Origin of the sequence: Pseudomonas sp. Z4-20, assembly GCF_051131955.1 — a bacterium.
Taxonomy (GTDB): Bacteria; Pseudomonadota; Gammaproteobacteria; order Pseudomonadales; family Pseudomonadaceae; genus Aquipseudomonas; species Aquipseudomonas marvdashtae.
The window spans coordinates 4,497,938-4,519,614 of the sequence record NZ_CP071641.1; the positions used below are offsets into that span (position 1 = coordinate 4,497,938).

At 61.3% G+C, this 21,677-nt stretch carries 21 protein-coding genes and 1 pseudogene; 17 read left to right on the forward strand and 5 right to left on the reverse strand.

Going from position 1 to position 21,677, the window contains the following annotated elements; all coding sequences use genetic code 11:
- The first annotated feature begins 12 nt into the window (after positions 1-12).
- From J3P82_RS20625 to J3P82_RS20640, 4 genes are all read left to right on the forward strand, one after another.
- Complete coding sequence (locus J3P82_RS20625) at positions 13-2,715, forward strand: [protein-PII] uridylyltransferase (RefSeq protein WP_434558441.1); 2,703 nt, start codon at positions 13-15, stop codon at positions 2,713-2,715.
- A 39-nt stretch (positions 2,716-2,754) separates the two neighbouring features.
- Positions 2,755-3,954 (forward strand): succinyldiaminopimelate transaminase, encoded by a 1,200-nt coding sequence (gene dapC, locus J3P82_RS20630; RefSeq protein ID WP_434558442.1) that lies wholly within the window; start codon positions 2,755-2,757, stop codon positions 3,952-3,954.
- Positions 3,955-4,121: 167 nt separating this feature from the next.
- Entirely contained in the window at positions 4,122-4,463 is a 342-nt protein-coding gene (locus tag J3P82_RS20635; RefSeq protein WP_434558443.1) for a type II toxin-antitoxin system RelE/ParE family toxin, read from the forward strand.
- A gap of 10 nt (positions 4,464-4,473) precedes the next feature.
- Positions 4,474-4,776 (forward strand): XRE family transcriptional regulator, encoded by a 303-nt coding sequence (locus tag J3P82_RS20640; RefSeq protein ID WP_057448352.1) that lies wholly within the window; start codon positions 4,474-4,476, stop codon positions 4,774-4,776.
- Between the two features lie 245 nt (positions 4,777-5,021).
- Here the strand turns inward: J3P82_RS20640 and J3P82_RS20645 are convergent.
- Positions 5,022-5,384, reverse strand: a pseudogene (locus J3P82_RS20645) (DUF6124 family protein); the annotation flags it as partial.
- Positions 5,385-5,943: 559 nt separating this feature from the next.
- Between J3P82_RS20645 and J3P82_RS20650 the strand changes: the two are divergent.
- Together J3P82_RS20650 and J3P82_RS20655 are read left to right on the forward strand one after the other, a co-directional pair.
- Positions 5,944-6,246 (forward strand): type II toxin-antitoxin system HigB family toxin, encoded by a 303-nt coding sequence (locus tag J3P82_RS20650; RefSeq protein ID WP_434558444.1) that lies wholly within the window; start codon positions 5,944-5,946, stop codon positions 6,244-6,246.
- Positions 6,247-6,251: 5 nt separating this feature from the next.
- Positions 6,252-6,623 (forward strand): helix-turn-helix domain-containing protein, encoded by a 372-nt coding sequence (locus tag J3P82_RS20655; RefSeq protein WP_434558445.1) that lies wholly within the window; start codon positions 6,252-6,254, stop codon positions 6,621-6,623.
- A 134-nt stretch (positions 6,624-6,757) separates the two neighbouring features.
- Here J3P82_RS20655 and J3P82_RS20660 read toward each other — a convergent pair whose 3' ends face one another.
- On the reverse strand, positions 6,758-8,404 hold the full coding sequence (locus J3P82_RS20660; RefSeq protein ID WP_434558446.1) for a Na+/H+ antiporter: 1,647 nt from the start codon (positions 8,402-8,404) through the stop codon (positions 6,758-6,760).
- A gap of 183 nt (positions 8,405-8,587) precedes the next feature.
- On the reverse strand, positions 8,588-9,751 hold the full coding sequence (locus tag J3P82_RS20665) for a type III effector protein RopAA (RefSeq protein ID WP_434558447.1): 1,164 nt from the start codon (positions 9,749-9,751) through the stop codon (positions 8,588-8,590).
- Positions 9,752-10,120: 369 nt separating this feature from the next.
- Here J3P82_RS20665 and J3P82_RS20670 point away from each other — a divergent pair, with 369 nt between their 5' ends.
- The 4 genes from J3P82_RS20670 (at position 10,121) to J3P82_RS20685 (ending at position 13,228) form a co-directional block, all read left to right on the forward strand.
- Positions 10,121-10,483, forward strand: a complete 363-nt coding sequence (locus J3P82_RS20670) for an ArsC family reductase (protein ID WP_434558448.1) — start codon at positions 10,121-10,123, stop codon at positions 10,481-10,483.
- Between the two features lie 33 nt (positions 10,484-10,516).
- Positions 10,517-11,551: a 2,3,4,5-tetrahydropyridine-2,6-dicarboxylate N-succinyltransferase gene (gene dapD, locus J3P82_RS20675; protein WP_434558449.1), complete on the forward strand. Its 1,035-nt coding sequence runs from the start codon at positions 10,517-10,519 to the stop codon at positions 11,549-11,551.
- A 70-nt stretch (positions 11,552-11,621) separates the two neighbouring features.
- The gene (locus J3P82_RS20680) at positions 11,622-12,827 is read left to right on the forward strand and encodes an aminotransferase class V-fold PLP-dependent enzyme (RefSeq protein WP_434558450.1); all 1,206 of its coding nucleotides are present in this window, start codon (positions 11,622-11,624) and stop codon (positions 12,825-12,827) included.
- On the forward strand, positions 12,824-13,228 hold the full coding sequence (locus tag J3P82_RS20685) for a SufE family protein (protein ID WP_434558451.1): 405 nt from the start codon (positions 12,824-12,826) through the stop codon (positions 13,226-13,228). Before J3P82_RS20680 ends, J3P82_RS20685 begins: the two co-directional genes overlap by 4 nt.
- Positions 13,229-13,329: 101 nt before the next feature.
- Here J3P82_RS20685 and tcdA read toward each other — a convergent pair whose 3' ends face one another.
- Positions 13,330-14,142: a tRNA cyclic N6-threonylcarbamoyladenosine(37) synthase TcdA gene (tcdA, locus tag J3P82_RS20690; RefSeq protein ID WP_434558452.1), complete on the reverse strand. Its 813-nt coding sequence runs from the start codon at positions 14,140-14,142 to the stop codon at positions 13,330-13,332.
- A 196-nt stretch (positions 14,143-14,338) separates the two neighbouring features.
- Between tcdA and dapE the strand changes: the two genes are divergently transcribed.
- The 3 genes from dapE to J3P82_RS20705 all read left to right on the forward strand — a co-directional run bounded on the left by dapE (position 14,339) and on the right by J3P82_RS20705 (position 16,762).
- A complete protein-coding gene (gene dapE / locus J3P82_RS20695; protein WP_434558453.1) occupies positions 14,339-15,490 on the forward strand; it encodes a succinyl-diaminopimelate desuccinylase in 1,152 nt (383 codons plus the stop codon).
- Complete coding sequence (locus tag J3P82_RS20700; protein ID WP_434558454.1) at positions 15,490-16,299, forward strand: putative RNA methyltransferase; 810 nt, start codon at positions 15,490-15,492, stop codon at positions 16,297-16,299. The genes dapE and J3P82_RS20700 overlap by 1 nt, the downstream gene beginning before the upstream one ends.
- Before the next feature lie 85 nt (positions 16,300-16,384).
- The gene (locus J3P82_RS20705) at positions 16,385-16,762 is read left to right on the forward strand and encodes a hypothetical protein (RefSeq protein ID WP_434558455.1); all 378 of its coding nucleotides are present in this window, start codon (positions 16,385-16,387) and stop codon (positions 16,760-16,762) included.
- An 88-nt stretch (positions 16,763-16,850) separates the two neighbouring features.
- On the opposite strand, the gene J3P82_RS20710 is transcribed toward J3P82_RS20705, so the two are convergent.
- Positions 16,851-17,060, reverse strand: a complete 210-nt coding sequence (locus J3P82_RS20710; RefSeq protein WP_434558456.1) for a cold shock domain-containing protein — start codon at positions 17,058-17,060, stop codon at positions 16,851-16,853.
- 238 nt (positions 17,061-17,298) lie between these two features.
- Between J3P82_RS20710 and plsB the strand changes: the two genes are divergently transcribed.
- The 4 genes from plsB (at position 17,299) to J3P82_RS20730 (ending at position 21,581) form a co-directional block, all read left to right on the forward strand.
- On the forward strand, positions 17,299-19,797 hold the full coding sequence (plsB, locus tag J3P82_RS20715; protein ID WP_434558457.1) for a glycerol-3-phosphate 1-O-acyltransferase PlsB: 2,499 nt from the start codon (positions 17,299-17,301) through the stop codon (positions 19,795-19,797).
- A 189-nt stretch (positions 19,798-19,986) separates the two neighbouring features.
- Positions 19,987-20,361: a hypothetical protein gene (locus J3P82_RS20720; RefSeq protein WP_434558458.1), complete on the forward strand. Its 375-nt coding sequence runs from the start codon at positions 19,987-19,989 to the stop codon at positions 20,359-20,361.
- 93 nt (positions 20,362-20,454) lie between these two features.
- Positions 20,455-20,859 carry a YbaY family lipoprotein gene (locus J3P82_RS20725; protein WP_434558459.1) on the forward strand — a complete coding sequence of 135 codons (405 nt, stop codon included), beginning with the start codon at positions 20,455-20,457 and terminating at the stop codon, positions 20,857-20,859.
- A 32-nt stretch (positions 20,860-20,891) separates the two neighbouring features.
- Positions 20,892-21,581: a DUF4197 domain-containing protein gene (locus J3P82_RS20730; RefSeq protein ID WP_434558460.1), complete on the forward strand. Its 690-nt coding sequence runs from the start codon at positions 20,892-20,894 to the stop codon at positions 21,579-21,581.
- Positions 21,582-21,677: the final 96 nt, after the last annotated feature.

The following is a 21,677-nucleotide window of genomic DNA, read 5'->3' on the forward strand; positions in this document are numbered from 1 at the left end:
GAAAGCCATTCGATGCCGCAGGTGGATCCCGAACTCTTCGACCGCGGCCAGTTCCAGGCTGAACTGGCCCTGAAGGCAAGCCCCATATCGGCGTTCAAGAAAGCGATCCGCCAGGCCCACGAAGTGCTCGACCAGCGCTTTCGCAGCGGCAGGGATATTCGCCGGCTGATCGAGGATCGCGCCTGGTTCGTCGATAACATCCTGCAAAAGGCCTGGGAACAGTTCAACTGGAGCGAGGATGCCGACATTGCCTTGGTGGCGGTTGGCGGCTACGGGCGTGGCGAACTGCACCCCTACTCGGACATCGACCTGCTGATCCTGCTGGACAGCGCCGACCATGAAATCTTCCGCGACTCCATCGAGCGTTTCCTGACGCTGCTGTGGGACATCGGCCTGGAGGTCGGCCAAAGTGTGCGTTCGGTGCGGGAATGCGCCGAAGAGGCCCGCGCCGACCTCACGGTGATCACCAACCTGATGGAAAGTCGCACCATCGCCGGCCCTGAGCGGCTGCGCCAGCGCATGCTCGATGTCACCAGCACGGCGCACATGTGGCCGAGCAAGGATTTCTTCCTGGCCAAGCACGCCGAGCAGAAGGCCCGCCACCACAAGTACAACGACACCGAATACAACCTGGAACCCAACGTCAAAGGCTCGCCGGGCGGGCTGCGGGACATCCAGACCATCCTCTGGGTCGCCCGCCGCCAGTACGGCACGCTGAACCTGCGGGCCCTGGCCGGTGAAGGCTTCCTGGTGGAAAGCGAAAACGCCTTGCTGGCGTCGTCCCAGGAGTTCCTGTGGAAGGTCCGGTATGCGCTGCACATGCTCGCCGGACGTTCCGAGGACCGTCTGCTGTTCGATCATCAGCGCTCCATCGCCGGCCTGCTGGGCTTCGAAGGACAGGATGCCAAGCAGTCCATCGAAAACTTCATGCAACAGTATTACCGCGTCGTGATGAGCATTGCCCAACTCAGCGAGCTGATCATCCAGCACTTCGAGGAAGTCATCCTCGCCCCCGAAGACGAAGAACCACCGCAGCCGATCAACTCACGTTTCCAACTGCACGACGGCTACATCGAAGCGCGCAACGCCAATGTGTTCCGTCGCACGCCCTTTGCCATGCTCGAAATCTTCGTGCTCATGGCCCAGCAGCCGGAAATCAAGGGCGTACGCGCCGACACCATCCGCCTGCTGCGGGAAAATCGTCACCTGATCGATGAAGATTTCCGCCACGACATCCGCAACACCAGCCTGTTTATCGAGTTGTTCAAGTGCAAGATCGGCGTGCACCGCAATCTGCGGCGGATGAACCGCTACGGGATCCTCGGGCGTTATCTGCCAGAATTCGGCTTCATTGTCGGACAGATGCAACACGACCTGTTCCACATCTATACGGTCGATGCCCACACCCTGAACCTGATCAAGCACCTGCGTAAGCTGCAGTACACCCAGGTCTCGGAAAAATTCCCCCTGGCCAGCAAGCTCATGGCCAAGTTGCCCAAGCCCGAGCTGATCTACATGGCAGGGCTGTATCACGACATCGGTAAAGGTCGCCAAGGCGACCATTCCGAAATCGGCGCGGTGGATGCCGAAGCCTTCTGCCAGCGGCATCAGCTGCCGGTATGGGACAGCCGGTTGATCGTCTGGCTGGTACAGAACCACTTGGTGATGTCGACCACCGCCCAGCGCAAGGATTTGTCCGACCCTCAGGTGATCCATGACTTCGCCCAGATCGTCGGCGATGAAACCCGCCTGGATTACCTCTACGTGTTGACCGTGGCCGACATCAATGCCACCAACCCGAGCCTCTGGAATTCCTGGCGCGCCAGCCTGCTGCGCCAGCTCTACACCGAGACCAAGCGTGCCTTGCGCCGCGGCCTGGAAAACCCGGTGGACCGCGAAGAGCAGATCCGTCGCACCCAAAGCGCGGCCCTGGACATCCTGGTCCGCGGCGGCACCGATCCGGACGACGTCGAGCAGCTCTGGTCGCAATTGGGCGATGATTATTTCCTGCGCCACACCGCCGGCGACGTGGCCTGGCACAGCGATGCGATCCTCCAGCAGCCAGCCGATGGCGGGCCGTTGGTGCTGATCAAGGAAACCACCCAGCGCGAGTTCGAGGGCGGCACGCAGATCTTCATCTATGCCCCGGACCAGCACGACTTCTTCGCCGTGACCGTGGCGGCGATGGACCAGCTTAACCTGAACATTCACGACGCACGGGTCATCACGTCCAGCAGCCAGTTCACCCTCGACACCTACATCGTGCTCGACACCGACGGCGACTCGATTGGTGACAACCCGGCGCGGGTCAAGCAGATTCGCGACGGCCTCACCGAAGCCCTGCGCAACCCGGCGGACTACCCGACCATCATCCAGCGCCGGGTGCCGCGCCAGCTCAAGCACTTCGCCTTTGCGCCCCAGGTGACGATCCACAACGACGCCCAGCGCCAGGTCACGGTACTGGAGCTCAGCGCTCCGGACCGGCCGGGCCTGTTGGCGCGGGTCGGCCATATCTTCCTGGAGTTCGACCTGTCACTGCAGAACGCCAAGATCGCAACGCTCGGCGAGCGGGTGGAAGACGTTTTCTTTATCACCGACGCTCAGAACCAGCCGCTGTCCGATCCGCAGTTGTGCAGCCGCTTGCAGGAAGCGATCGTCCGGCACTTGAGCGTCAACCAGGAACCCGACATCAACCTGACGCGCATCAGCATCTGATTGCGTCATGATTCAGCCGTTTTGAGAGATTGCGCAACGATGAACAACGCCCTGAACCAGCTCCAGCCCTACCCGTTCGAAAAATTGCGCGCCCTGCTCGGCAGCATCACGCCCAACCCGGACAAGCGCCCGATCGCGCTGTCCATCGGCGAGCCCAAGCATCGTTCGCCGAGCTTCGTGGCTGAAGCCCTGGCCAGCAATCTGGAAAAGATGGCCGTGTACCCGACGACGCTCGGCATCCCGGAGTTGCGTGAGGCCATCGTCGGCTGGTGCGAACGCCGCTTCAACGTGCCGAACGGCTGGCTCGACCCGGCGCGCCACGTACTGCCGGTCAACGGCACCCGCGAGGCGCTGTTCGCCTTCACCCAGACCGTGGTCAACCGGGCCGACGATGCCCTGGTGGTGAGTCCGAACCCTTTCTATCAAATCTATGAAGGCGCGGCGTTCCTGGCCGGAGCGAAGCCGCACTACCTGCCGTGCCTGGACGAGAACGGCTTCAACCCGGATTTCGATGCGGTATCGCCGGACATCTGGAAGCGCTGCCAGATCCTGTTCCTCTGCTCCCCGGGCAACCCAACCGGCGCGTTGATCCCGGTGGATGTGCTGAAGAAACTCATCGCCCTGGCTGACGAACATGACTTCGTCATCGCAGCGGACGAGTGCTACAGCGAACTCTACTTCGACGAACAAACCCCGCCGCCAGGGCTGCTCAGCGCCTGCGTCGAACTGGGCCGCAAGGATTTCAAGCGCTGCGTGGTGTTCCACAGCCTGTCCAAACGCTCCAACCTGCCCGGCCTGCGCTCCGGCTTCGTGGCCGGCGATGCGGACATCCTCAAGGGCTTCCTGCTGTACCGCACCTACCACGGCTGCGCCATGCCGGTTCAAACCCAACTGGCGAGCATCGCCGCGTGGAACGACGAAGTGCACGTCCGCGCCAACCGCGCGCTGTACCGGGAGAAGTTCGACGCGGTGCTGGAAATCCTCAGCCCGGTGCTGGACGTGCAACGCCCCGATGGCAGCTTCTACCTGTGGCCAAATGTGGCGGGCGATGACGCGGCGTTCTGCCGTGACCTGTTCGAACAGGAACACGTGACCGTCGTGCCGGGTTCGTACCTGTCCCGCGATGTCGACGGCGTCAACCCAGGCGCCGGCCGCGTGCGCATGGCCCTGGTCGCGCCATTGGCTGAATGCGTGGAAGCGGCGGAGCGCATCCGCGCGTTCATCCAGCGTCGGGGCTGATGACCGTATCGCGCTGAAGCGGACCGCTGTCGTGGCGAGGGAGCTTGCTCCCGCTGGGCTGCGCAGCGGCCCCAACAGCAGCATCCGTATCAACCACCCGCCCCCCCTGTACAAATCCTCAGTAATACCTGGGTTGCGCAATGCACCTATTTCGGTACACTCCGTTCATGGTTGATATTGCCCCCATACTGAACGTACATTTCTTCCGCACCGACGCCGGGAATGAGCCCGTTCGCGAATGGCTGACTGACCTGCCTCGCGAGCATAGACGAATGATCGGAACTGACATCAAGACCGTTCAGATTGGTTGGCCTATAGGTATGCCGGTGGTTCGCAAGCTGGACACTGGGCTATGGGAGGTCAGAATTGACCTTGGAGATACCATCGCCCGCGTTCTCTTTACTGTGGTGGGCTCTGACATGGTTCTACTCCACGCTTTCATAAAGAAGAGTCAAAAAACGCCAACCACCGATATGGCAACCGCCAAGCAGCGCAAAGCAAGACTATGAGGCACAGCAAATGAACAAGCACATCGGATCTGATTTTGACGACTTCCTCGCCGAGCAAGGTATCGCCGAAGAAGTTTCCGCAGCTGCGCTCAAACGCGTTATTGCCTGGCAGATTGCCGAAGCGATGAAGCTTCAGAAAGTGACCAAAAAAGCCTTGGCACAGCGGATGCACACCAGTCGCACTGCTGTTGATCGCGCACTGGACCAGAACGATGCGGGAATGACGCTGGCAACGCTTGCCAGCGCAGCGCGTGCGTTGGGTCAGAGGGTGGAAGTACGGTTGGTGCCTGAGCAGGAAGAGGCTCACGCATAAGCGCTGTTGTGGCGAGGGAGCTTGCTCCCGCTGGGCTGCGCAGCGGCCCCAAAGCAGTCAACTCAATCTGTCTGACGTACCGCGTTGCCCGGGTTTAGGGCCGCTTCGCGCTGGAGCGCCAGCCCGGCCCAGCGGGAGCAAGCTCCCTCGCCACAGGAGCTCGGTGTCGACTCTATATCTGTGAACACCACAAATCCCCCGTGGGAGCGAACTTGCTCGCGATGAGGCCGGCATTTATTACACCAAGTCCGAAGTTCTACCCGGTCCAGGCACTTGTTCGCCAACAACATCCCCAACTCAATCATCTGGGCCACTCCCAATGCTACATGCCGTCGCGAGCCGTCCTGATCGAAGGCAAGGTCGTTGAGCATCGCATTGGCCGAAGCCAGGGTTTCGCTGAGGTTGGCGAGCAACACTTCGGTGTCGATACCGTCAGCCACAGTGAATAACTGTACTGAGGGCTTGGGTTCTGACTTGCTGTCGTCATCAGGCTTGAGATATTGATCCAACACACGATCGGCTGCCTCTTGCAGCTTTTCGGGGGCATAGTCAGCGTAGGGGAAAGTGGAGGCTGGCTTTGGTGCGTTTTGAGTCTCTTTCTTGTCCATCAAAATTGCTCCCTAGAGCTGAAGTATGTAAAGCCCCGCGCTTGGATAGCGCAGAAGCCCGTGCTCCTAGAGGTGTTGTTCGGATTCTCACGTCCGGTCGCTGAATTGGCAGCGACACCCAGAGGCTAGAGCCCACGCTTCCGACGGACAACCTTAAAAACTTGTCGGAAACTTCGGCGCGTCTGACAGACGCCAATCTGTCTGCTCAGACAAGAAAAGAAATAAAACGCGTCTCCCTAAAGCAAGCCATTGATTTCACAGGTTTAGCACCTCAACAGATCACTTGCAGCCCTGTTTCAAGAATCAAGCTGGCTTGAATTCGCTATTACCGGCAGCCATGATCGCCCCGTCACCAGTGAACGCTGGCAGGAGTCTGGATCCCTCTCCGGGTTGACCCAGCCACGCAGACGGGGCAGAGCAAGCTCAGTTGCGTGTCGATTGAAGCCGCCTTTCGGGCGGCTTTGCTTTTTATGAGGTTAAGGATGAGTGTCCGGCAGGACTGCAAGCTGTTGCTTGTGAATGCTTGCAAAAGTCCCACCACGGGACTAAATTCTCACCCATGAGAATTATCGCCATCAGTCATCTGAAAGCCTTCTGGGAGAAATACCCAGATTCCGAACAGCAGCTTAAGGCTTGGCTTGACGATGCCGAAAAAGCCACTTGGACCAACCCAAACGACATCAAGGCGCAATACGGTAACGCAAGCATTCTCAAGAGTCGCCGCGTGGTGTTCAACATCAAGGGTAACGACTACCGCCTGGTGGTCGCCATTGCCTACCGCTTCGGCGCTGTGTACATCAAGTTTGTCGGCACTCATCGTCGGTACGATGAGATCGACGCAAACACCGTGGAAATGGAGTAATCATCATGAACATTCGCCCAATCCGCACCGATGAAGAATACCGGGTAGCTCTCAAAGAGATCTCTCCCCTGTTTGAGAATGAGCCTGAACTTGGCACCCCGGAAGGCGATGCTTTTGAAGTCATGGTCACTCTGATCGAGGCCTACGAAACCAAGAACTTCCCGGTTGATCTGCCTGACCCAATTGAAGCCATCAAGTTTCGCATGGAGCAATCTGGACTCACTGCAGCCGATCTTGCTCCCGCTATCGGAAAAACGAACCGCGTATACGAGGTGCTCAACCGTAAGCGCTCGTTAACTCTGCCCATGATCTGGAAGCTTCACGATATGTTCGGCATCCCAGCAGAAAGCCTGATAAAGCCAGTAAAAGCTGCCTGATACTAGCCCGGCCCGCCGGGCTTTTTCAAACCAGGATCGCCCACCATTCGTATTTGACTTTACCCATCGCGAGCAAGGTATGTTCATAGAACTCGTGATCGATCCCAGACCCTTCTGGACGATGAGGCCGATATCTATTTCCCCAACCCCAAATTCGCCTCCGCCAAATCCAACTCCCCCAGCACCTCACGCAGCACGTCATCGCCAATCTGGTGTTCACGACTGAGGCGATACAACTCCAGTCGCTGCGCCCGATAAGCTTTCAATCGCAGCCTGCGCTCCAGCAGGTCCATTTCGAACGCCAGTGCCTGGGCTTCGGCGGAGTCGTTGAAGACGTCGAGCTGGTGACGATATTCGGACATCAGCCGCGCCTTGACCTCAGTCGCCAGTGCCGCCTGGGCCGCATCCGGTGTGCTGGGCAACTCAGTCGGCTCCTCCACCTCCAACGCATGGATCGCCGCTTCAGCGGTTTTGCGCCATGCATCACGCACTTCGTTGCGACGTTTGTCGTCGGGGGTTTTCTCGATACCTCGCAGCAGCAATGGCAGGGCGATGCAGGCCGCAATCAGCGACAACAGAATCACCCCGGCAGCGATGAAGATCAGCAAATCCCGCTCGGGAAACGCCTCCCCCGCTCCCAGCAGCAACGGCACCGACAGCACGCCCGCCAGTGTTACCGCCCCGCGCACCCCGCCAAAAGTCAGCAGCCAGCAAGAACGCGCGGTCGGCACCAAGGTCAGCTCGCCCTTGCCGCGCCAACGCCGCAACAGCCCCGACAAACGCCAGATGCTTTGCACCCAGACAAACCGCAGCACCAGCAACACCAGGAAAATCGCCACCACATCCAGGCAGCGGTAGAACAATGTCGGCCACAACGTCGTTTCGTGGCTGGCCACGGCCTTGATGATGTCCGGCAGTTGCAAGCCCAGCAGCAGGAAGATCAAGCCATTGAAGGCGAATTCCAACAGCGCCCAGACGCTGCGATTGAGCAGCCGCGTGCCGGTCTGGCGTGGCAGCAGGTCGAGCCAGCTCTGCATCATCCCGGCCGCCACCGCCGAGAGAATTCCGGACGCGCCGAGTCGCTCGGCCAGCACATAAGCGGCAAACGGCAGCAGCAACATGAACACCACATGGGTGGCTGGATCGTCCCAGCCGCGGGCCACCATCCACGCCCGCAAGCGCCCCACCACCCAACTAAGGGCCACGCCCACCAGCAGGCCACCGAGCGCGACCAGGACGAACGCCAGGCTGGCGTTCGCCAAGGAAAAGGCACCGGTGATGGCCGCCGCCAACGCAAACTTGAATGTCACCAGGCCCGAGGCATCGTTCATCAAGGCTTCGCCTTGGAGCATGTGCATCAGCGGTGCAGGCAGGCGGTCCCGGGCAATCGCCGAGACCGCCACGGCGTCGGTCGGCGACAGCACGGCCGCCAGGGCGAAGGCCACTGGCAATGGGATACTCGGCAAGAGCCAATGAATGAAATAGCCGGCGCCCACCACCGTGAACAACACCAGCCCCACCGCCAGCGTCAGGATCGGCCCGCGCAAGCGCCAGAGCTCGCGCTTGGGCATGCGCCAACCGTCGGAGAACAGCAGCGGCGGAAGAAAGAGAAACAGGAACAACTCGGGATCGAGCGCCACATGCAGCCCCAGGGACGGCCAGGCCAACAAGGCACCGGCGCCGATCTGCACCAGGGGCAACGGCAGCGGGACCAGCCGTCCGATCAGGCGCGAAACGCCCACCAACATCAACAGGATCAGGACGGTATAGGCGCTTTGCATAACGGACTTCCAATGACAGCCATACACATCTCCGGCAACAGCTGGCCGGTGAAGTGCCATATTAACTGCCGAGGTGGACCGCTGCCCTTGCACATTGGTCGCACCTCAGCGGCTTGAATGCGCAGCCGTCCGTTGGCCGCTCCTAACCTCCTCGCGGCAGGAGCGACCGGCGATCATCCGCAGTTAAACAGCTCGCTCAGCGGCACTGAGGGTCGAGCGGGCCGAAACAAAATCGACGCTGTCGCCCTCATTGTCGCTATCTTCCCCGATCCGTTCGGCCGTCGACGCTTCGACCAAGGGCAACATCCCCTGCAGCTCATCCGGATGGGCGGGACCGGCGGATAGCTTATCCAACGCGGCGGAAGCCTTGTCCGCCAACGGCTGGGTCATCACTCCCGTTGTCACCCAGGCGGCGAGCACCGGCGCCATCGTCGCCGTGACAGTCGCCTTGCCAGCCGCCGCAACACCGGCAGGCGAGAACCCGGCGTCCCTGGCCGCGTTGACAGCAGCGGTCTGGGCCATGCCGATCGCAGTAATACCGCCGGCCAACGCTCCAAGACCACTGACCAGGCCAGTCGGCGTAACCAAGCCTTGCAGCGATTTGCTGCCATCGCGTATCACGTCCAGCGGCAGGCTGCCGACCCGCTTCGCAATGCCCATCGCAGCACTTCCTACGCCATAATTCTTGAGGTCCTTGTAACGCTGATGCCAGTCTTGGCGCCCCAACAGGTATTCCGGACCAACCCGGTGTTTCGATTTATCGATGGAATGTTGCAGGTCATAGGCGGCCATGCCCGACAGCGGAGAACCGATGGCAGCTATTACAGAATCCACCTTGCTGCCCGTTTGCGCATCGACGGTCTTCGTCACAACGGGTTGGATAACCGTGCGCAACACGTTTCGCGCAGTGAAGGTCTGGAAAGTCAGGCTGCCTTCGACAGCCTGGGTCGTCAGGCTCGGCTTCACCGCCTGGGCGGCTTCCTGCATGACGGGCTCCAAGTCGGCATTTTCGGCCACCAGCCACTGGGTGTCGCTGGTGGCGCGCTTGATCAGGCCATTACCGACCGTGTCGGAGGCGCTGCTGACCAGGCCGGCAATCGCCGACAGCGCCAACGGAGCGGTAATCGAGCCATTGCCGGTCACCGCCGGGGCGAAGTCCAGCGCGATGGAGGCCGCGCCGAAGGGAACCGAACGAAGGAAACCGACAGTGTCATGGGCCGCGCGATCCAGCCGCGAGCCTTTGGTCAGCACGGCATCGACGCTTTGCGCGGTTTCGCCATCATTGGCCAAGGTTCGCGAACGATCGTCTATCAATGCCTCGAAGGCCTCGCGATTGGCGCCGTTCATATGCGGTTCGAATACCCTGGTGAGCTGGGCCTTGATTTCACCCGTGCGATTTGCCAGGTCCTGTGCAGCCGTGACAGGGCCGATCGGGACGGATGCGGCGGTCCCGGTGGTAGATCTTGGTGAAAGGGGCGGGAGTGTTTCTTGCGATTGATTCGTCAATGTAGGGCGCGGTGTCAGCGGGATGGAATCCATGGGCGGGGCCTCTTGTGCGCAGAAGTGCGGGATTTACCTGAGCTGTGTGGCCGCCACCGCGCCATCGGTTCCGCCTCGTCCGATCCGCCGCGACAGTCGAGGCACTGATTGGAACGACGTGGCATAATCGTCGGCTGATTTTCAGGACGATACCGGGAACGTTTTGGGGGAGCATTCATGCCCAATGAAAACAAGCACTTACAGCTGTTCGGCATCAAAGCCTGTGACACGATGAAAAAGGCGCGCACCTGGCTCGATGAACACGCTGTGCACTACGACTTTCATGACTACAAGACCGCCGGCATCGACCGTGAGCACCTGACCCAATGGTGCAACGAACATGGCTGGCAGGTGGTGTTGAACCGCGCCGGTACGACTTTTCGCAAACTCGACGACGAACGTAAAGCCGATCTCGACCAGACGAAAGCCATCGAACTGATGCTCGCCCAACCCTCGATGATCAAGCGCCCGGTGCTCGATCTCGGTGACCGAACCCTGATTGGCTTCAAGCCAGATATTTATGCGGCAGAAATCAAGTAAGCCTGCCCAGTCCATTTTGTAGAGGTAATTTCCATGTCCACGACCCTGTTCAGCCTGGCCTTTGGTGTCGGCACTCAAAACCGCGAAGGCGCCTGGCTGGAAGTGTTCTACGCACAGCCGCTGCTCAAGCCGTCGGCTGAGATCGTCGCCGCCATCGCGCCGATTCTCGGCTACAGCGAAGGCAACCAGGCCATCGCGTTCACCACGACCCAGGCCTCGCAGCTGGCTGACGCGCTGCGCAGCGTTGATGCCGCGCAAGCCAAGCTGCTGACCCGCCTGGCCGAAAGCCACAAGCCGCTGGTTGCCACCCTGCTGGCCGAAGACGCACAACTGACGTCCACGCCTGAGGCTTACCTCAAGCTGCACCTGCTGTCCCATCGCCTGGTCAAGCCCCACGGCCTGAACCTGGCCGGTATCTTCCCGCTGCTGCCGAACGTGGCCTGGACCAGCCAGGGCGCGATCGACCTGGCCGAACTGGCCGAGCATCAGCTCGAAGCCCGCCTGCGTGGCGAGCTGCTGGAAGTGTTCTCGGTGGACAAGTTCCCGAAAATGACCGACTACGTGGTCCCGGCCGGCGTGCGCATCGCCGATGCCGCACGTCTGCGCCTGGGTGCCTATGTGGGCGAAGGCACCACGGTGATGCACGAAGGTTTCGTCAACTTCAACGCTGGCACCGAGGGCCCGGGCATGATCGAAGGCCGTGTCTCGGCGGGCGTGTTCGTCGGCAAGGGCTCGGACCTGGGCGGCGGTTGCTCGACCATGGGCACTCTGTCGGGCGGCGGCAACATCGTGATCAAGGTGGGCGAAGGCTGCCTGATCGGCGCCAACGCCGGCATCGGCATCCCGCTGGGCGACCGCAACACCGTGGAGTCGGGCCTGTACGTGACCGCAGGTACCAAAGTGAAGCTGCTGGACGAGAACAACCAACTGGTCAAGGTGGTCAAGGCGCGCGATCTGGCGGGCCAGCCCGACCTGCTGTTCCGCCGCAATTCCGAGACCGGCGCGGTGGAATGCAAGACCCACAAATCCGCCATCGAGTTGAACGAAGCACTGCACGCGCACAACTAAGCCCCGTGCCAATGGAGCGGCCGGGCGCGTATCATCGACGCCCGGCCCGCCCAAACGAGTCCTGATCACCATGTTCCTGCCCTCACCCTGGCGTGCCGACTTTCCGGCCATCGCCGCCCTGCAACGGCAAGGCCAGACCTACCTGGACAACGCCGCCACCACACAGAAACCCCAAGCCTTGCTGGACGCCCTGGCGCATTACTATGCCAATGGCGCGGCCAACGTGCACCGCGCGCAACACTTGCCGGGCGCCCTCGCCACCCAGGCGTTCGAGGACAGTCGCCTCAAGGTTTCCCAGTGGCTCAATGCGGTGGACTGCGGCCAGGTCATCTTCACGCATGGCGCGACTTCGGCGCTGAACCTGTTGGCCTACGGGCTGGAACACCTGTTCAACCCAGGCGATGAAATTGTCATCAGCGCCCTGGAACATCACGCCAACCTGCTGCCCTGGCAACAACTGGCCGAGCGCCGCTCGTTGTCGCTGGTGGTGTTGCCGCTGGATGCCGATGGGGTGATTGACAAGAGCGCTGCCGCCGAGCTGATCGGCCCGCGTACCCGCCTGCTCGCGGTGAGTCAGTTGTCGAATGTCCTGGGAACCTGGCAACCATTGCCGGCATTGCTGGCGATGGCCAAGGCCCAGGGCGCGCTGACGGTGGTCGACGGTGCCCAGGGCATCGTGCATGGCCGTCATGACGTGGATGCGCTGGGCTGCGACTTCTATGTGTTTTCCAGCCACAAGCTTTATGGTCCCGAAGGCTTGGGCGTGCTGTTCGGTCGCAGCGCAGCGCTGGGCGAACTGCGCCACTGGCAGTTCGGCGGCGAAATGGTCCAGCAAGCCGATTTCCGCAACGCCACCTTCCGCCCGGCACCGCTGGGTTTTGAGGCAGGTACACCGCCCATCGCCAGCGTAATCGGCTTGGGGGCGACGCTCGATTACCTGTCCGATATCGACGAGCAAGCGGTCATCGATCATGAAAGAGCGCTGCATGACTATTTGCTTCACGGCCTGCGAGCGCGCAACGGCGTTCGTTTGGTGGGCGAGCCGCAACAGGCCTTGGTCAGCTTTGTGGTCGATGGCATCCACAACGCTGACTTGGCGCACCTGCTGACCGAGCAAGGCATTGCCGTGCGCGCCGGGCATCACTGCGCCATGCCTTTGTTCAAGCACCTGAAGCTGTCCGGGGCGATCCGGGTTTCGCTGGCGCTGTACAACGACTCCGCCGACATTGAACGGTTCTTCGACGCGCTGGATCAGGCCCTGGAGATGCTGCGATGAAACTGCCGGTCGACGCCGACGCCGCGCTGCAGATTTTCCAGGACGCGTCAGGCTGGGAGCAACGCGCGCGGCTGTTGATGCAGTGGGGCGAGCGCCTGGCGCCATTGAGCGACGAGGCCAAATGCGATGCGAACCTCGTCAGTGGTTGTGAAAGCCAGGTTTGGCTAGTGGGTCATTTGCACGACGGGCACTGGCAGTTTTCGGCCAGCAGTGATGCACGGTTGATCCGCGGGTTGGTGGCGTTGTTGCTGGCGCGGGTCAACGGGCTGTCCGCTGAAGAGTTGCAGCAGGTGGATTTGCCGGATTGGTTCAATCAGCTGGGATTGTCGCGGCAGCTGTCGCCGTCGCGTAGCAATGGGTTGAATGCGGTGCTAAAGCGGATGCGCGAACTGACGCAATAACCTGTGGCGAGGGAGCTTGCTCCCGCTGGACTGCGCAGCAGTCCCGTTTTTATGAGCGCTTCGCGCTCAAGCGGGAGCAAGCTCCCTCGCCACAAGAGCGGTTATCGGCCGGGCTTAAGCCTATCCGCCGGCCGCCGCACCCCCGCCACGATCTTATCCACAGCCTTGGTCGCCGCGACCATGCCGAACGTCGCCGTGACCATCATCACCGCGCCAAACCCACCGGCGCAGTCGAGCTTGACGCCATCGCCGACAAAACTCTTCTGCAGGCAAATGCTACCGTCCGGTTTCGGGTAGCGCAGCTGTTCGGTGGAGAACACGCAAGGCACGCTGTAATGACGGGTGACGGTGCGGGAAAAACCGTAGTCGCGGCGCAAGGTCGAGCGCACCTTGGAGGCCAGCGGATCATTGAACGTGCGGTTCAGGTCGCAGACCTGGATCAACGTCGGGTCGATCTGCCCGCCCGCGCCACCAGTGGTGATGATCTGGATCTTGCGACGCTTGCACCAGGCGATCAGCGCGGCCTTGGCGTTGACACTGTCGATGCAGTCGATCACGCAGTCGATATTTGGGGTGATGTATTCGGCCATGGTCTCGCGCGTAACGAAGTCCGCCACCGCGTGCACCGTGCAGTCGGGGTTGATCCCGCGCAGCCGCTCGGCCATGACCTCGACCTTGGGCTTGCCGACGGTGCTGTCCAGGGCGTGCAACTGGCGGTTGGCGTTGCTGACGCAGACGTCGTCCAGGTCGAACAGCGAGATCTCGCCCACGCCACAGCGGGCAATGGCTTCCGCCGCCCAGGACCCGACGCCGCCGACGCCGACAATCGCCACATGGGCCGCCCGCAGGCGCTCCAAGCCTTCAATGCCATACAACCGGGCAATGCCGGCAAACCGTGGATCTTCTGTACTCATGACCGTCACCCCGAAAACCGGCGCGCATTATAGGGCTTTGCCTGAGCAATTTAAGCAAAACCTCCGTGGATTTTGTGGCCAAACTGACCGGCACCTGAGCCCACCGTTATCGTTTTGCTATAAGATAACCGCCATTTCGCGCGCGCCAGCCCGCGCTCATACAAGCCTTGCGTTCACACTATATCCCGGAGCTTTCATGACGGCCCACGCCGACCTCTCGCCGACCCTGCAACTCGCCTGCGACCTGATCCGCCGCCCGTCCGTGACGCCGGTGGATGCCGATTGCCAGAAAATCATGATGCAGCGCCTGGGCGACGCGGGTTTCAAGCTCGAGCCGATGCGCATCGAGGATGTGGATAACTTCTGGGCCAGCCATGGCAAGCATGACGGACCGGTGCTGTGCTTCGCCGGGCACACCGATGTGGTGCCGACCGGTCCGGTACAAGCTTGGCAGCTCGACCCGTTCGATGCCGTCATCGACGAACAAGGCATGCTCTGCGGCCGCGGCGCGGCGGACATGAAAGGCAGCCTGGCGGCGATGGTCGTGGCGGCCGAACGATTCGTCGCCGACTACCCGGACCACAAGGGTACGGTGACGTTCCTGATTACCAGCGATGAAGAAGGCCCGGCCCACCATGGCACAAAAGCCGTGGTCGAGCGCCTCAAGGCTCGCCAGGAACGATTGGACTGGTGCATCGTCGGCGAGCCGTCGAGCACCACCTTGGTGGGGGATGTGGTCAAGAACGGCCGGCGCGGTTCCCTCGGCGCGAAGCTGACCGTGCGCGGCAAGCAAGGCCACGTAGCCTACCCGCACTTGGCGAAAAACCCGATCCACCTCGCCGCGCCCGCCTTGGCCGAATTGGCTGCCGAGCACTGGGACCATGGCAACGACTTCTTCCCGCCGACCAGTTTCCAGATTTCCAACCTCAACTCCGGCACCGGCGCGACCAACGTGATCCCGGGTGACCTGGAGGCGGTCTTCAATTTCCGCTTCTCCACCGAGTCCACCGTCGAAGGCCTGCAACAGCGCGTCGCCGATATCCTCGACAAGCATCAACTGGACTGGCACATCGATTGGGCCTTGTCCGGCCTGCCGTTCCTCACCGAACCGGGTGCGCTGCTCGATGCCGTGTCGTCGAGCATCAGGGACGTCACCGGTCGCGAGACCCAGGCGTCCACCAGCGGCGGCACGTCCGACGGTCGCTTCATCGCCACCATGGGTACGCAGGTCGTGGAGCTGGGCCCGGTCAATGCGACGATCCACCAGGTCAACGAGCGCGTGCTGGCGGCCGATCTCGACGTGTTGACCGAGATCTACTACAAGACGCTGATCAAGTTGCTCGCCTGATGCTCGCCTGCCCGATCTGCAGCGAACCGCTGAACGCGGTGGACAACGGCGTGGTCTGCCCGGCCGGGCATCGTTTCGACCGCGCGCGCCAGGGTTACCTGAACCTGCTGCCGGTGCAGCACAAGAACAGCCGCGACCCCGGCGACAACCAGGCCATGGTCGAAGCTCGCCGCGACTTTCTCAACGCCGGGCACTACGCCCCGGTCGCCCGGCGCCTGGCCGAACTGGCCGTTGAACGCGCGCCCGGGCGCTGGCTGGATATCGGTTGTGGCGAAGGTTATTACACGGCGCAAATCGCCGAGGCATTGCCCAACGCCGACGGCTACGCGCTGGATATCTCCCGCGAGGCGGTCAAGCGCGCCTGCAAGCGCAACCCGCAACTGACTTGGTTGATCGCCAGCATGGCCCGGGTGCCGCTGGCGGATGACTGCTGCCAATTCTTGGCCAGCGTGTTCAGCCCATTGGACTGGCAAGAAGCCAAGCGCTTGCTCAGCCCCGGCGGCGGCCTGATGAAAGTCGGCCCTACCGCCGGCCATCTGATGGAGTTGCGTGAGCGGCTATACGACGAAGTGCGCACATACACCGATGACAAGCACCTGGCCTTGGTGCCGACGGGCATGATGCTCAATCACAGTGAAACCCTCGAATTCAAGCTGACGCTCGACAGTGGCCAGGACCGCGCCAACCTGCTGGCGATGACGCCCCACGGCTGGCGCGCCAGTGCCGAACGCCGCGCCAGCGTGATCGAGCAGGCCGATCCGTTCGAGGTCACGGTGTCGATGCGCTACGATTATTTCGTTCTTCAATAACCTTTTTATTCCGGGCCCCGGGCACACCGGCCGGGGGCCAGTTAAATCCGCGAATGGATTTTTCAAGACCACAGCGAGGACATCCATGCGCCAACCCGATATCGAGATTTACCTCAAGGACGCCGACGTCGACCACAAGGCTATCGCCGGCTGGCTCGGCCAGGCCCTGGGCCCGTGCAGCGACTGGGTCCAGAAAGGCCAGACCTACAAATGCAAGGCTGGAAACATTGCGGTGACCTGGCTGCCCAAGGCTGTGGGTAAATGGAACAGCCTGTACCTGGAAAGCGACCAGACCCCATGGGACGACGACATCGCCTGCGCCCGCGCCGCTTTCGCCGCACTGAACGTGGAAGTGCGCTGCGCGCCGGGCTCTTGGGTCGAGGAAGAAGGCGAGGAATCGGCGGATCGCTGGATCCGGATCAGTGCCGATGGTGAAGAAGAGATTACCTGGAAGACGGCCTGATCGCCCCGGTGGGCATATGACCGTATAAACCCCCTGGGGAGCGAGTCTGTTCGCCCCCAGGGGATTTTTTCATGGCTACCGAGGCGAGTTACAACCCCACCACGTCCTCAGCCTGCAAGCCCTTTTGCCCTTCCACCACTGCGTATTCGACCTGCTGGCCTTCAGTCAGCGAACGGTGGCCGTCGCCCCGGATCGCGCGGTAATGCACGAACACGTCCTTCCCGTCTTCACGCTGGATGAAGCCATAGCCTTTGGCGTCGTTGAACCACTTCACATTGCCGGTTTCCCGTGCTGCCATGATGCTCACTCCCATTTCTTATTGTTAGGTCGGCTTTTCCTGCTCAGTTGCAAAAGGCAAAGCCGTACGAACTTCAGTCACCGTCCGGCCGTCCATGAAGGAGGCCAGGGCAGTAACGGCCGAGTATATGGCACCCGGAAAAACTCTCAACTGACTTTACTTCGGCGCTTTTTTGCCGATTTTCGGTGAATCCGGCACACTAGCGCCGCTTGTTCTTATCCACTCATGCAGAAGCCGTATGACCCGTTCCCCGTTCCGCCGTCTTGTGTTTGGCACCTTGCGCCGACTGTTGTACCTCTGGGTTCGCTCCGAGACGATCAACCAGTCGTCCTTCACCCTCAACCTCGACCGCAGCCGTCCGGTATTTTACGTTCTGCAAGACCCGTCGCTCACCGACCTGGCGGTGCTCGACACCGAGTGCACCAAGGCCGGCCTGCCGCGCCCCGTCCTGCCCGTATCGGTAGGCGACCTGTTGGAACCAGCGGCGTTCTTTTACCTCACGCCGGCGCCGGACTGGCTCGGGCGCCAGGACAAACGCGGCGCGCCCCCCACCCTGACCCGGCTGGTCGATGTGCTGACCCACAACGCCGCCGAAGACGCGCAGATCATTCCGGTCAGCGTGTTCTGGGGGCAGTCGCCCGACAGCGAATCCAGCCCCTGGAAGCTGTTGTTCGCCGACAGCTGGGCCGTCACCGGGCGCCTGCGCCGCCTGTTGAGCATCATGATCCTGGGCCGCAAGACCCGCGTGCAATTCTCCGCGCCGATCCACCTGCGCGAGCTGATCGAACATGACAAGGGCCACGAGCGCACCGTGCGCATGGCCCAGCGGATCCTGCGGGTGCATTTCCGCAATCTGAAAGCTGCGGTCATCGGCCCCGACATCTCCCACCGGCGCAACCTGGTCAAGGGCCTGCTGAACCAGCCACTGGTCAAGCAGGCGATTGCCGAGGAAGCCGAACGGGAAAAGATCTCCCCGGAAAAAGCCAAGGCCCAGGCCCTGCGCTACGGCAACGAGATCGCCTCGGACTACACCTACACCGCGATCCGTTTCTTGGAAGTGGTGCTGAGCTGGTTCTGGAACAAGATCTACGACGGCATCAAGGTCAACCACATCGAAGGCGTGCAGAACGTCGCCCAGGGCCACGAAATCATCTACGTGCCGTGCCACCGCAGCCACATCGACTACCTGCTGCTGTCGTACCTGCTATTTCGCAACGGCCTGACACCACCGCACATCGCCGCCGGCATCAACCTCAACATGCCGGTGATTGGCGGCCTGTTGCGCCGTGGCGGGGCGTTCTTCATGCGCCGCACCTTCAAGGGCAACCCGCTCTACACCGCGGTGTTCAACGAATACCTGCACATGCTGTTCACCAAAGGTTTCCCGGTGGAGTACTTCGTCGAGGGCGGTCGCTCGCGTACCGGACGCATGCTGCAACCCAAGACCGGCATGCTCGCCATCACCCTGCGCAGCTTCCTGCGTTCGTCGCGCATGCCGATCGTGTTCGTGCCGGTCTACATCGGTTATGAGCGGGTGTTGGAAGGCCGAACCTACCTGGGCGAACTGCGCGGGGCCAGCAAGAAGAAAGAATCGATTTTCGACATCTTCAAGGTCATCGGTGCCCTCAAGCAGCGCTTCGGCCAAGTCGCGGTGAATTTCGGCGAGCCGATCAAACTCGCGGAGTTCCTCGACAGCGAGCAGCCGGATTGGCGCGAGCAGGAGCTGGGCCCGCAGTTCAAGCCGGCCTGGCTCAACGCGACCACCCACCGCCTCGGCGAACGCGTGGCCCGGCACTTGAACGAGGCTGCCGCTATCAACCCGGTCAACCTCGTCGCCCTGGCGCTGCTGTCCACCAGCCGCCTGGCCCTGGACGATCAGGCCATGGCCCGCGTGCTCGATTTGTATCTGGCGTTGCTGCGCAAAGTGCCGTATTCACCTCATACCACCCTGCCCGAAGGTGACGGCCGAGCGCTGATCGACCACGTCAAGGGCATGGACCTGCTGTCGGAACAGAGCGATGCCTTGGGCAAGATTCTGTATCTGGATGAGCAGAATGCAGTCCTGATGACCTACTACCGCAACAATGTCCTGCACATCTTTGCCTTGCCGGCATTGCTGGCGAGTTTCTTCCAGAGCAGCTCACGCATGAATCGCGAGCAGCTCCTGCGCTATACACATGCGTTGTACCCGTACCTGCAATCGGAATTGTTCATTCGCTGGTCGCTGGAAGAACTGGACGCCGTGGTCGACCAGTGGCTCGACGCGTTCGTCGAACAAGGCCTGCTGCGTTTCGAAAAGGACCTGTACCTGCGGCCGGCACCGAGTTCGCGGCACTTCGTGCTGTTGACCCTGCTGTCAAAGAGCATCGCCCAGACCTTGCAGCGCTTCTACATGACCGTCTCGCTGCTGCTCAACAGCGGCCAGAACACCGTCAGCGCCGAAGAGCTGGAAGACCTCTGCACCGTCATGGCCCAGCGCCTGTCGATCCTGCACGGGCTGAACGCGCCGGAGTTCTTCGACAAGACTCTATTCCGACACTTCATCCAGACCATGCTCGACCTCGACGTGCTGCGCCGTGATGAAGCGGGCAAGCTGAGCTACCACGAACTGCTCGGCGAACTGGCCGAAGGCGCGGCCAAGCGGGTACTGCCGGCGGAGATTCGCTTGTCGATTCGCCAGGTGGCGTTGCATCGCAGTGAAGATGCCGCGGAGGTCGCCGTCAGCCCCGACCGTTGACCTTGGCCGATCACTCACCGTGGACCCTGGAACGGTTCCGGTGAGTGGATGGGTCAATCGCCAGGCGTACTCCGACGTTGCGCAGCGGCCAAGGCGACGTCAAACGAAGAAAAGACCTACAGAGAACTTTGGAAGAGCTCTCTAGGATGGGTTCACGTCAATGTTGACGTATTGAAAAGGAATTCATTCATGAAACACGCAATCAACGTAACACTGCGTCTGCCAGACGATTATCAAGTCCCGCAAACAGGCGCAGGTGACTATGCAATTTCCATCAACAAAACGACCGGCCTGCCAGGCGCCTATCCCGGCATCAGCTCTAACGTGCTTCCGGTGGGATCACCTCTGGTCTTTTCCTTCCACATCGTTCCCGATTTCGACCCGGCTGTCGCTGGGGATGAGTTCTCGGTGAAGATGCAGATCAACCATGAAGGCACTGACCTTCTAGCAGACAACGAACACGCCTTCATTTGGAATGGAGGCAATCAAGATGTCGACATTGATCTGAGCCTGGCGCCATCGTTCGCCCTTGAAACTGATCATCCGATCGCACCCAACGTCTGAGTCGTTACGTTTCGGCTGGATTTTTGCTGCCGAATCCTCCAGATTCCCTTTGTCGCCAGCGTGTTGCTGGCGTCAAAGGAAAGGTACTTCCAAATGAAAAAGATCCTTTTGCTTGCATTTACTTCACTGCTGGCTGCGTGCCAATCATCAACGCCACCCGCCGCCTCCGTCGCGAGCCTCGATGGCGAAGTCTACTATCTGCAACGCATCGCCTTGCCGCCCAACGCCACCTTGAGCGTGAGCCTGCAGGACGTTTCCCTGGCCGACGCCCCCGCGGTGGTGCTCGATGAGCAGCGCGGCCCAGTCAAAGGCCAGGTCCCGTTGCCGTTCCACCTCAGTTATGATCCCAACCAGGTCAAGCCCGGCCATCGTTATGCCGTGAGCGCCCGCATCGAAGTGGACGGCCAGTTGATGTTCATCACCACCGAACAGCACGCCGTACTGCTCGATGGCAAAGATCCGCAGCCGTTGAAGATTCGCGTCAACGCCACCCCCTGATTCCTTTCCAAACCTTGTTCAAGGACGCTGTCATGCTCCGCTCTACCCTTCGCTTCACCAGTCTATGCGCCGGCCTGCTGGTCTGCGCCAACGCCATGGCCCTGTCCCTGAGTGATCTTTCCCAGAAAGACGCCACGGGCGGCCTCAAGGACGCATTGACCCAAGGCGCCCAGATCGCCGTCAAGCAATTGGGCACTCCGGGCGGGTTCAGCAACAACCCGGACGTGAAGATCGAATTGCCCGGCAAGCTCGGTAAAGTCGCCAGCAAGATGAAGGCCTTCGGCATGGGCGACCAGGTCGATCAACTGGAAACCAGCATGAACCAGGCTGCCGAAGCCGCAGTGGTCCAGGCCCAGCCGATCCTGGTCGACGCGGTGAAGAACATGAGCGTGACCGATGCCAAGGGTATCTTGAGCGGTGGGAACGAATCGGCCACCCAATACCTGAACAAAAGCAGCCGTGAGCAGATCCGCGCCAAGTTCCTGCCCATCGTCAAGCAAGCCACCGACAAGGTCGGCCTGGCTCAAAAATACAACGCCTTCGCCGGTCAGGCTGCAACGCTCGGGGTGCTGGATGCCAAAAGCGCCAGCGTGGAAAACTACGTGACTGAGCAGGCGCTGGACGGCTTGTTCGAAATGATCGGCAAGCAGGAAGCCACCATCCGCCAGAACCCGGCGGCCGCGGCGACCAGTTTGGCGAAGAAGGTTTTCGGTACTCTCTGAGTTAGAGATCGTTCCCGCGCTCCTGTGGCGAGGGAGCTTGCTCCCGCTGGGGTTGCGCAGCAACCGCAAAAGCTAGGGGCCGCTGCGCAGCCCAGC

What these genes read in the sequence shown, in the direction of transcription:
- dapE (WP_434558453.1), top strand. Translation starts at nt 14,339, where the DNA reads ATGACGGCCCACGCCGACCTCTCGCCGACCCTGCAACTCGCCTGCGAC.
- J3P82_RS20710 (WP_434558456.1), bottom strand. Translation starts at nt 17,060, where the DNA reads ATGGCAGCACGGGAAACCGGCAATGTGAAGTGGTTCAACGACGCCAAA.
- J3P82_RS20660 (WP_434558446.1), bottom strand. Translation starts at nt 8,404, where the DNA reads ATGCAAAGCGCCTATACCGTCCTGATCCTGTTGATGTTGGTGGGCGTT.
- J3P82_RS20640 (WP_057448352.1), top strand. Translation starts at nt 4,474, where the DNA reads ATGAACAAGCACATCGGATCTGATTTTGACGACTTCCTCGCCGAGCAA.
- J3P82_RS20725 (WP_434558459.1), top strand. Translation starts at nt 20,455, where the DNA reads ATGAAAAAGATCCTTTTGCTTGCATTTACTTCACTGCTGGCTGCGTGC.
- J3P82_RS20700 (WP_434558454.1), top strand. Translation starts at nt 15,490, where the DNA reads ATGCTCGCCTGCCCGATCTGCAGCGAACCGCTGAACGCGGTGGACAAC.
- J3P82_RS20635 (WP_434558443.1), top strand. Translation starts at nt 4,122, where the DNA reads ATGGTTGATATTGCCCCCATACTGAACGTACATTTCTTCCGCACCGAC.
- dapC (WP_434558442.1), top strand. Translation starts at nt 2,755, where the DNA reads ATGAACAACGCCCTGAACCAGCTCCAGCCCTACCCGTTCGAAAAATTG.
- J3P82_RS20625 (WP_434558441.1), top strand. Translation starts at nt 13, where the DNA reads ATGCCGCAGGTGGATCCCGAACTCTTCGACCGCGGCCAGTTCCAGGCT.
- dapD (WP_434558449.1), top strand. Translation starts at nt 10,517, where the DNA reads ATGTCCACGACCCTGTTCAGCCTGGCCTTTGGTGTCGGCACTCAAAAC.
- J3P82_RS20670 (WP_434558448.1), top strand. Translation starts at nt 10,121, where the DNA reads ATGCCCAATGAAAACAAGCACTTACAGCTGTTCGGCATCAAAGCCTGT.
- J3P82_RS20730 (WP_434558460.1), top strand. Translation starts at nt 20,892, where the DNA reads ATGCTCCGCTCTACCCTTCGCTTCACCAGTCTATGCGCCGGCCTGCTG.
- J3P82_RS20685 (WP_434558451.1), top strand. Translation starts at nt 12,824, where the DNA reads ATGAAACTGCCGGTCGACGCCGACGCCGCGCTGCAGATTTTCCAGGAC.
- J3P82_RS20665 (WP_434558447.1), bottom strand. Translation starts at nt 9,751, where the DNA reads ATGAACGGCGCCAATCGCGAGGCCTTCGAGGCATTGATAGACGATCGT.
- plsB (WP_434558457.1), top strand. Translation starts at nt 17,299, where the DNA reads ATGACCCGTTCCCCGTTCCGCCGTCTTGTGTTTGGCACCTTGCGCCGA.
- J3P82_RS20705 (WP_434558455.1), top strand. Translation starts at nt 16,385, where the DNA reads ATGCGCCAACCCGATATCGAGATTTACCTCAAGGACGCCGACGTCGAC.
- tcdA (WP_434558452.1), bottom strand. Translation starts at nt 14,142, where the DNA reads ATGAGTACAGAAGATCCACGGTTTGCCGGCATTGCCCGGTTGTATGGC.
- J3P82_RS20720 (WP_434558458.1), top strand. Translation starts at nt 19,987, where the DNA reads ATGAAACACGCAATCAACGTAACACTGCGTCTGCCAGACGATTATCAA.
- J3P82_RS20680 (WP_434558450.1), top strand. Translation starts at nt 11,622, where the DNA reads ATGTTCCTGCCCTCACCCTGGCGTGCCGACTTTCCGGCCATCGCCGCC.
- J3P82_RS20655 (WP_434558445.1), top strand. Translation starts at nt 6,252, where the DNA reads ATGAACATTCGCCCAATCCGCACCGATGAAGAATACCGGGTAGCTCTC.
- J3P82_RS20650 (WP_434558444.1), top strand. Translation starts at nt 5,944, where the DNA reads ATGAGAATTATCGCCATCAGTCATCTGAAAGCCTTCTGGGAGAAATAC.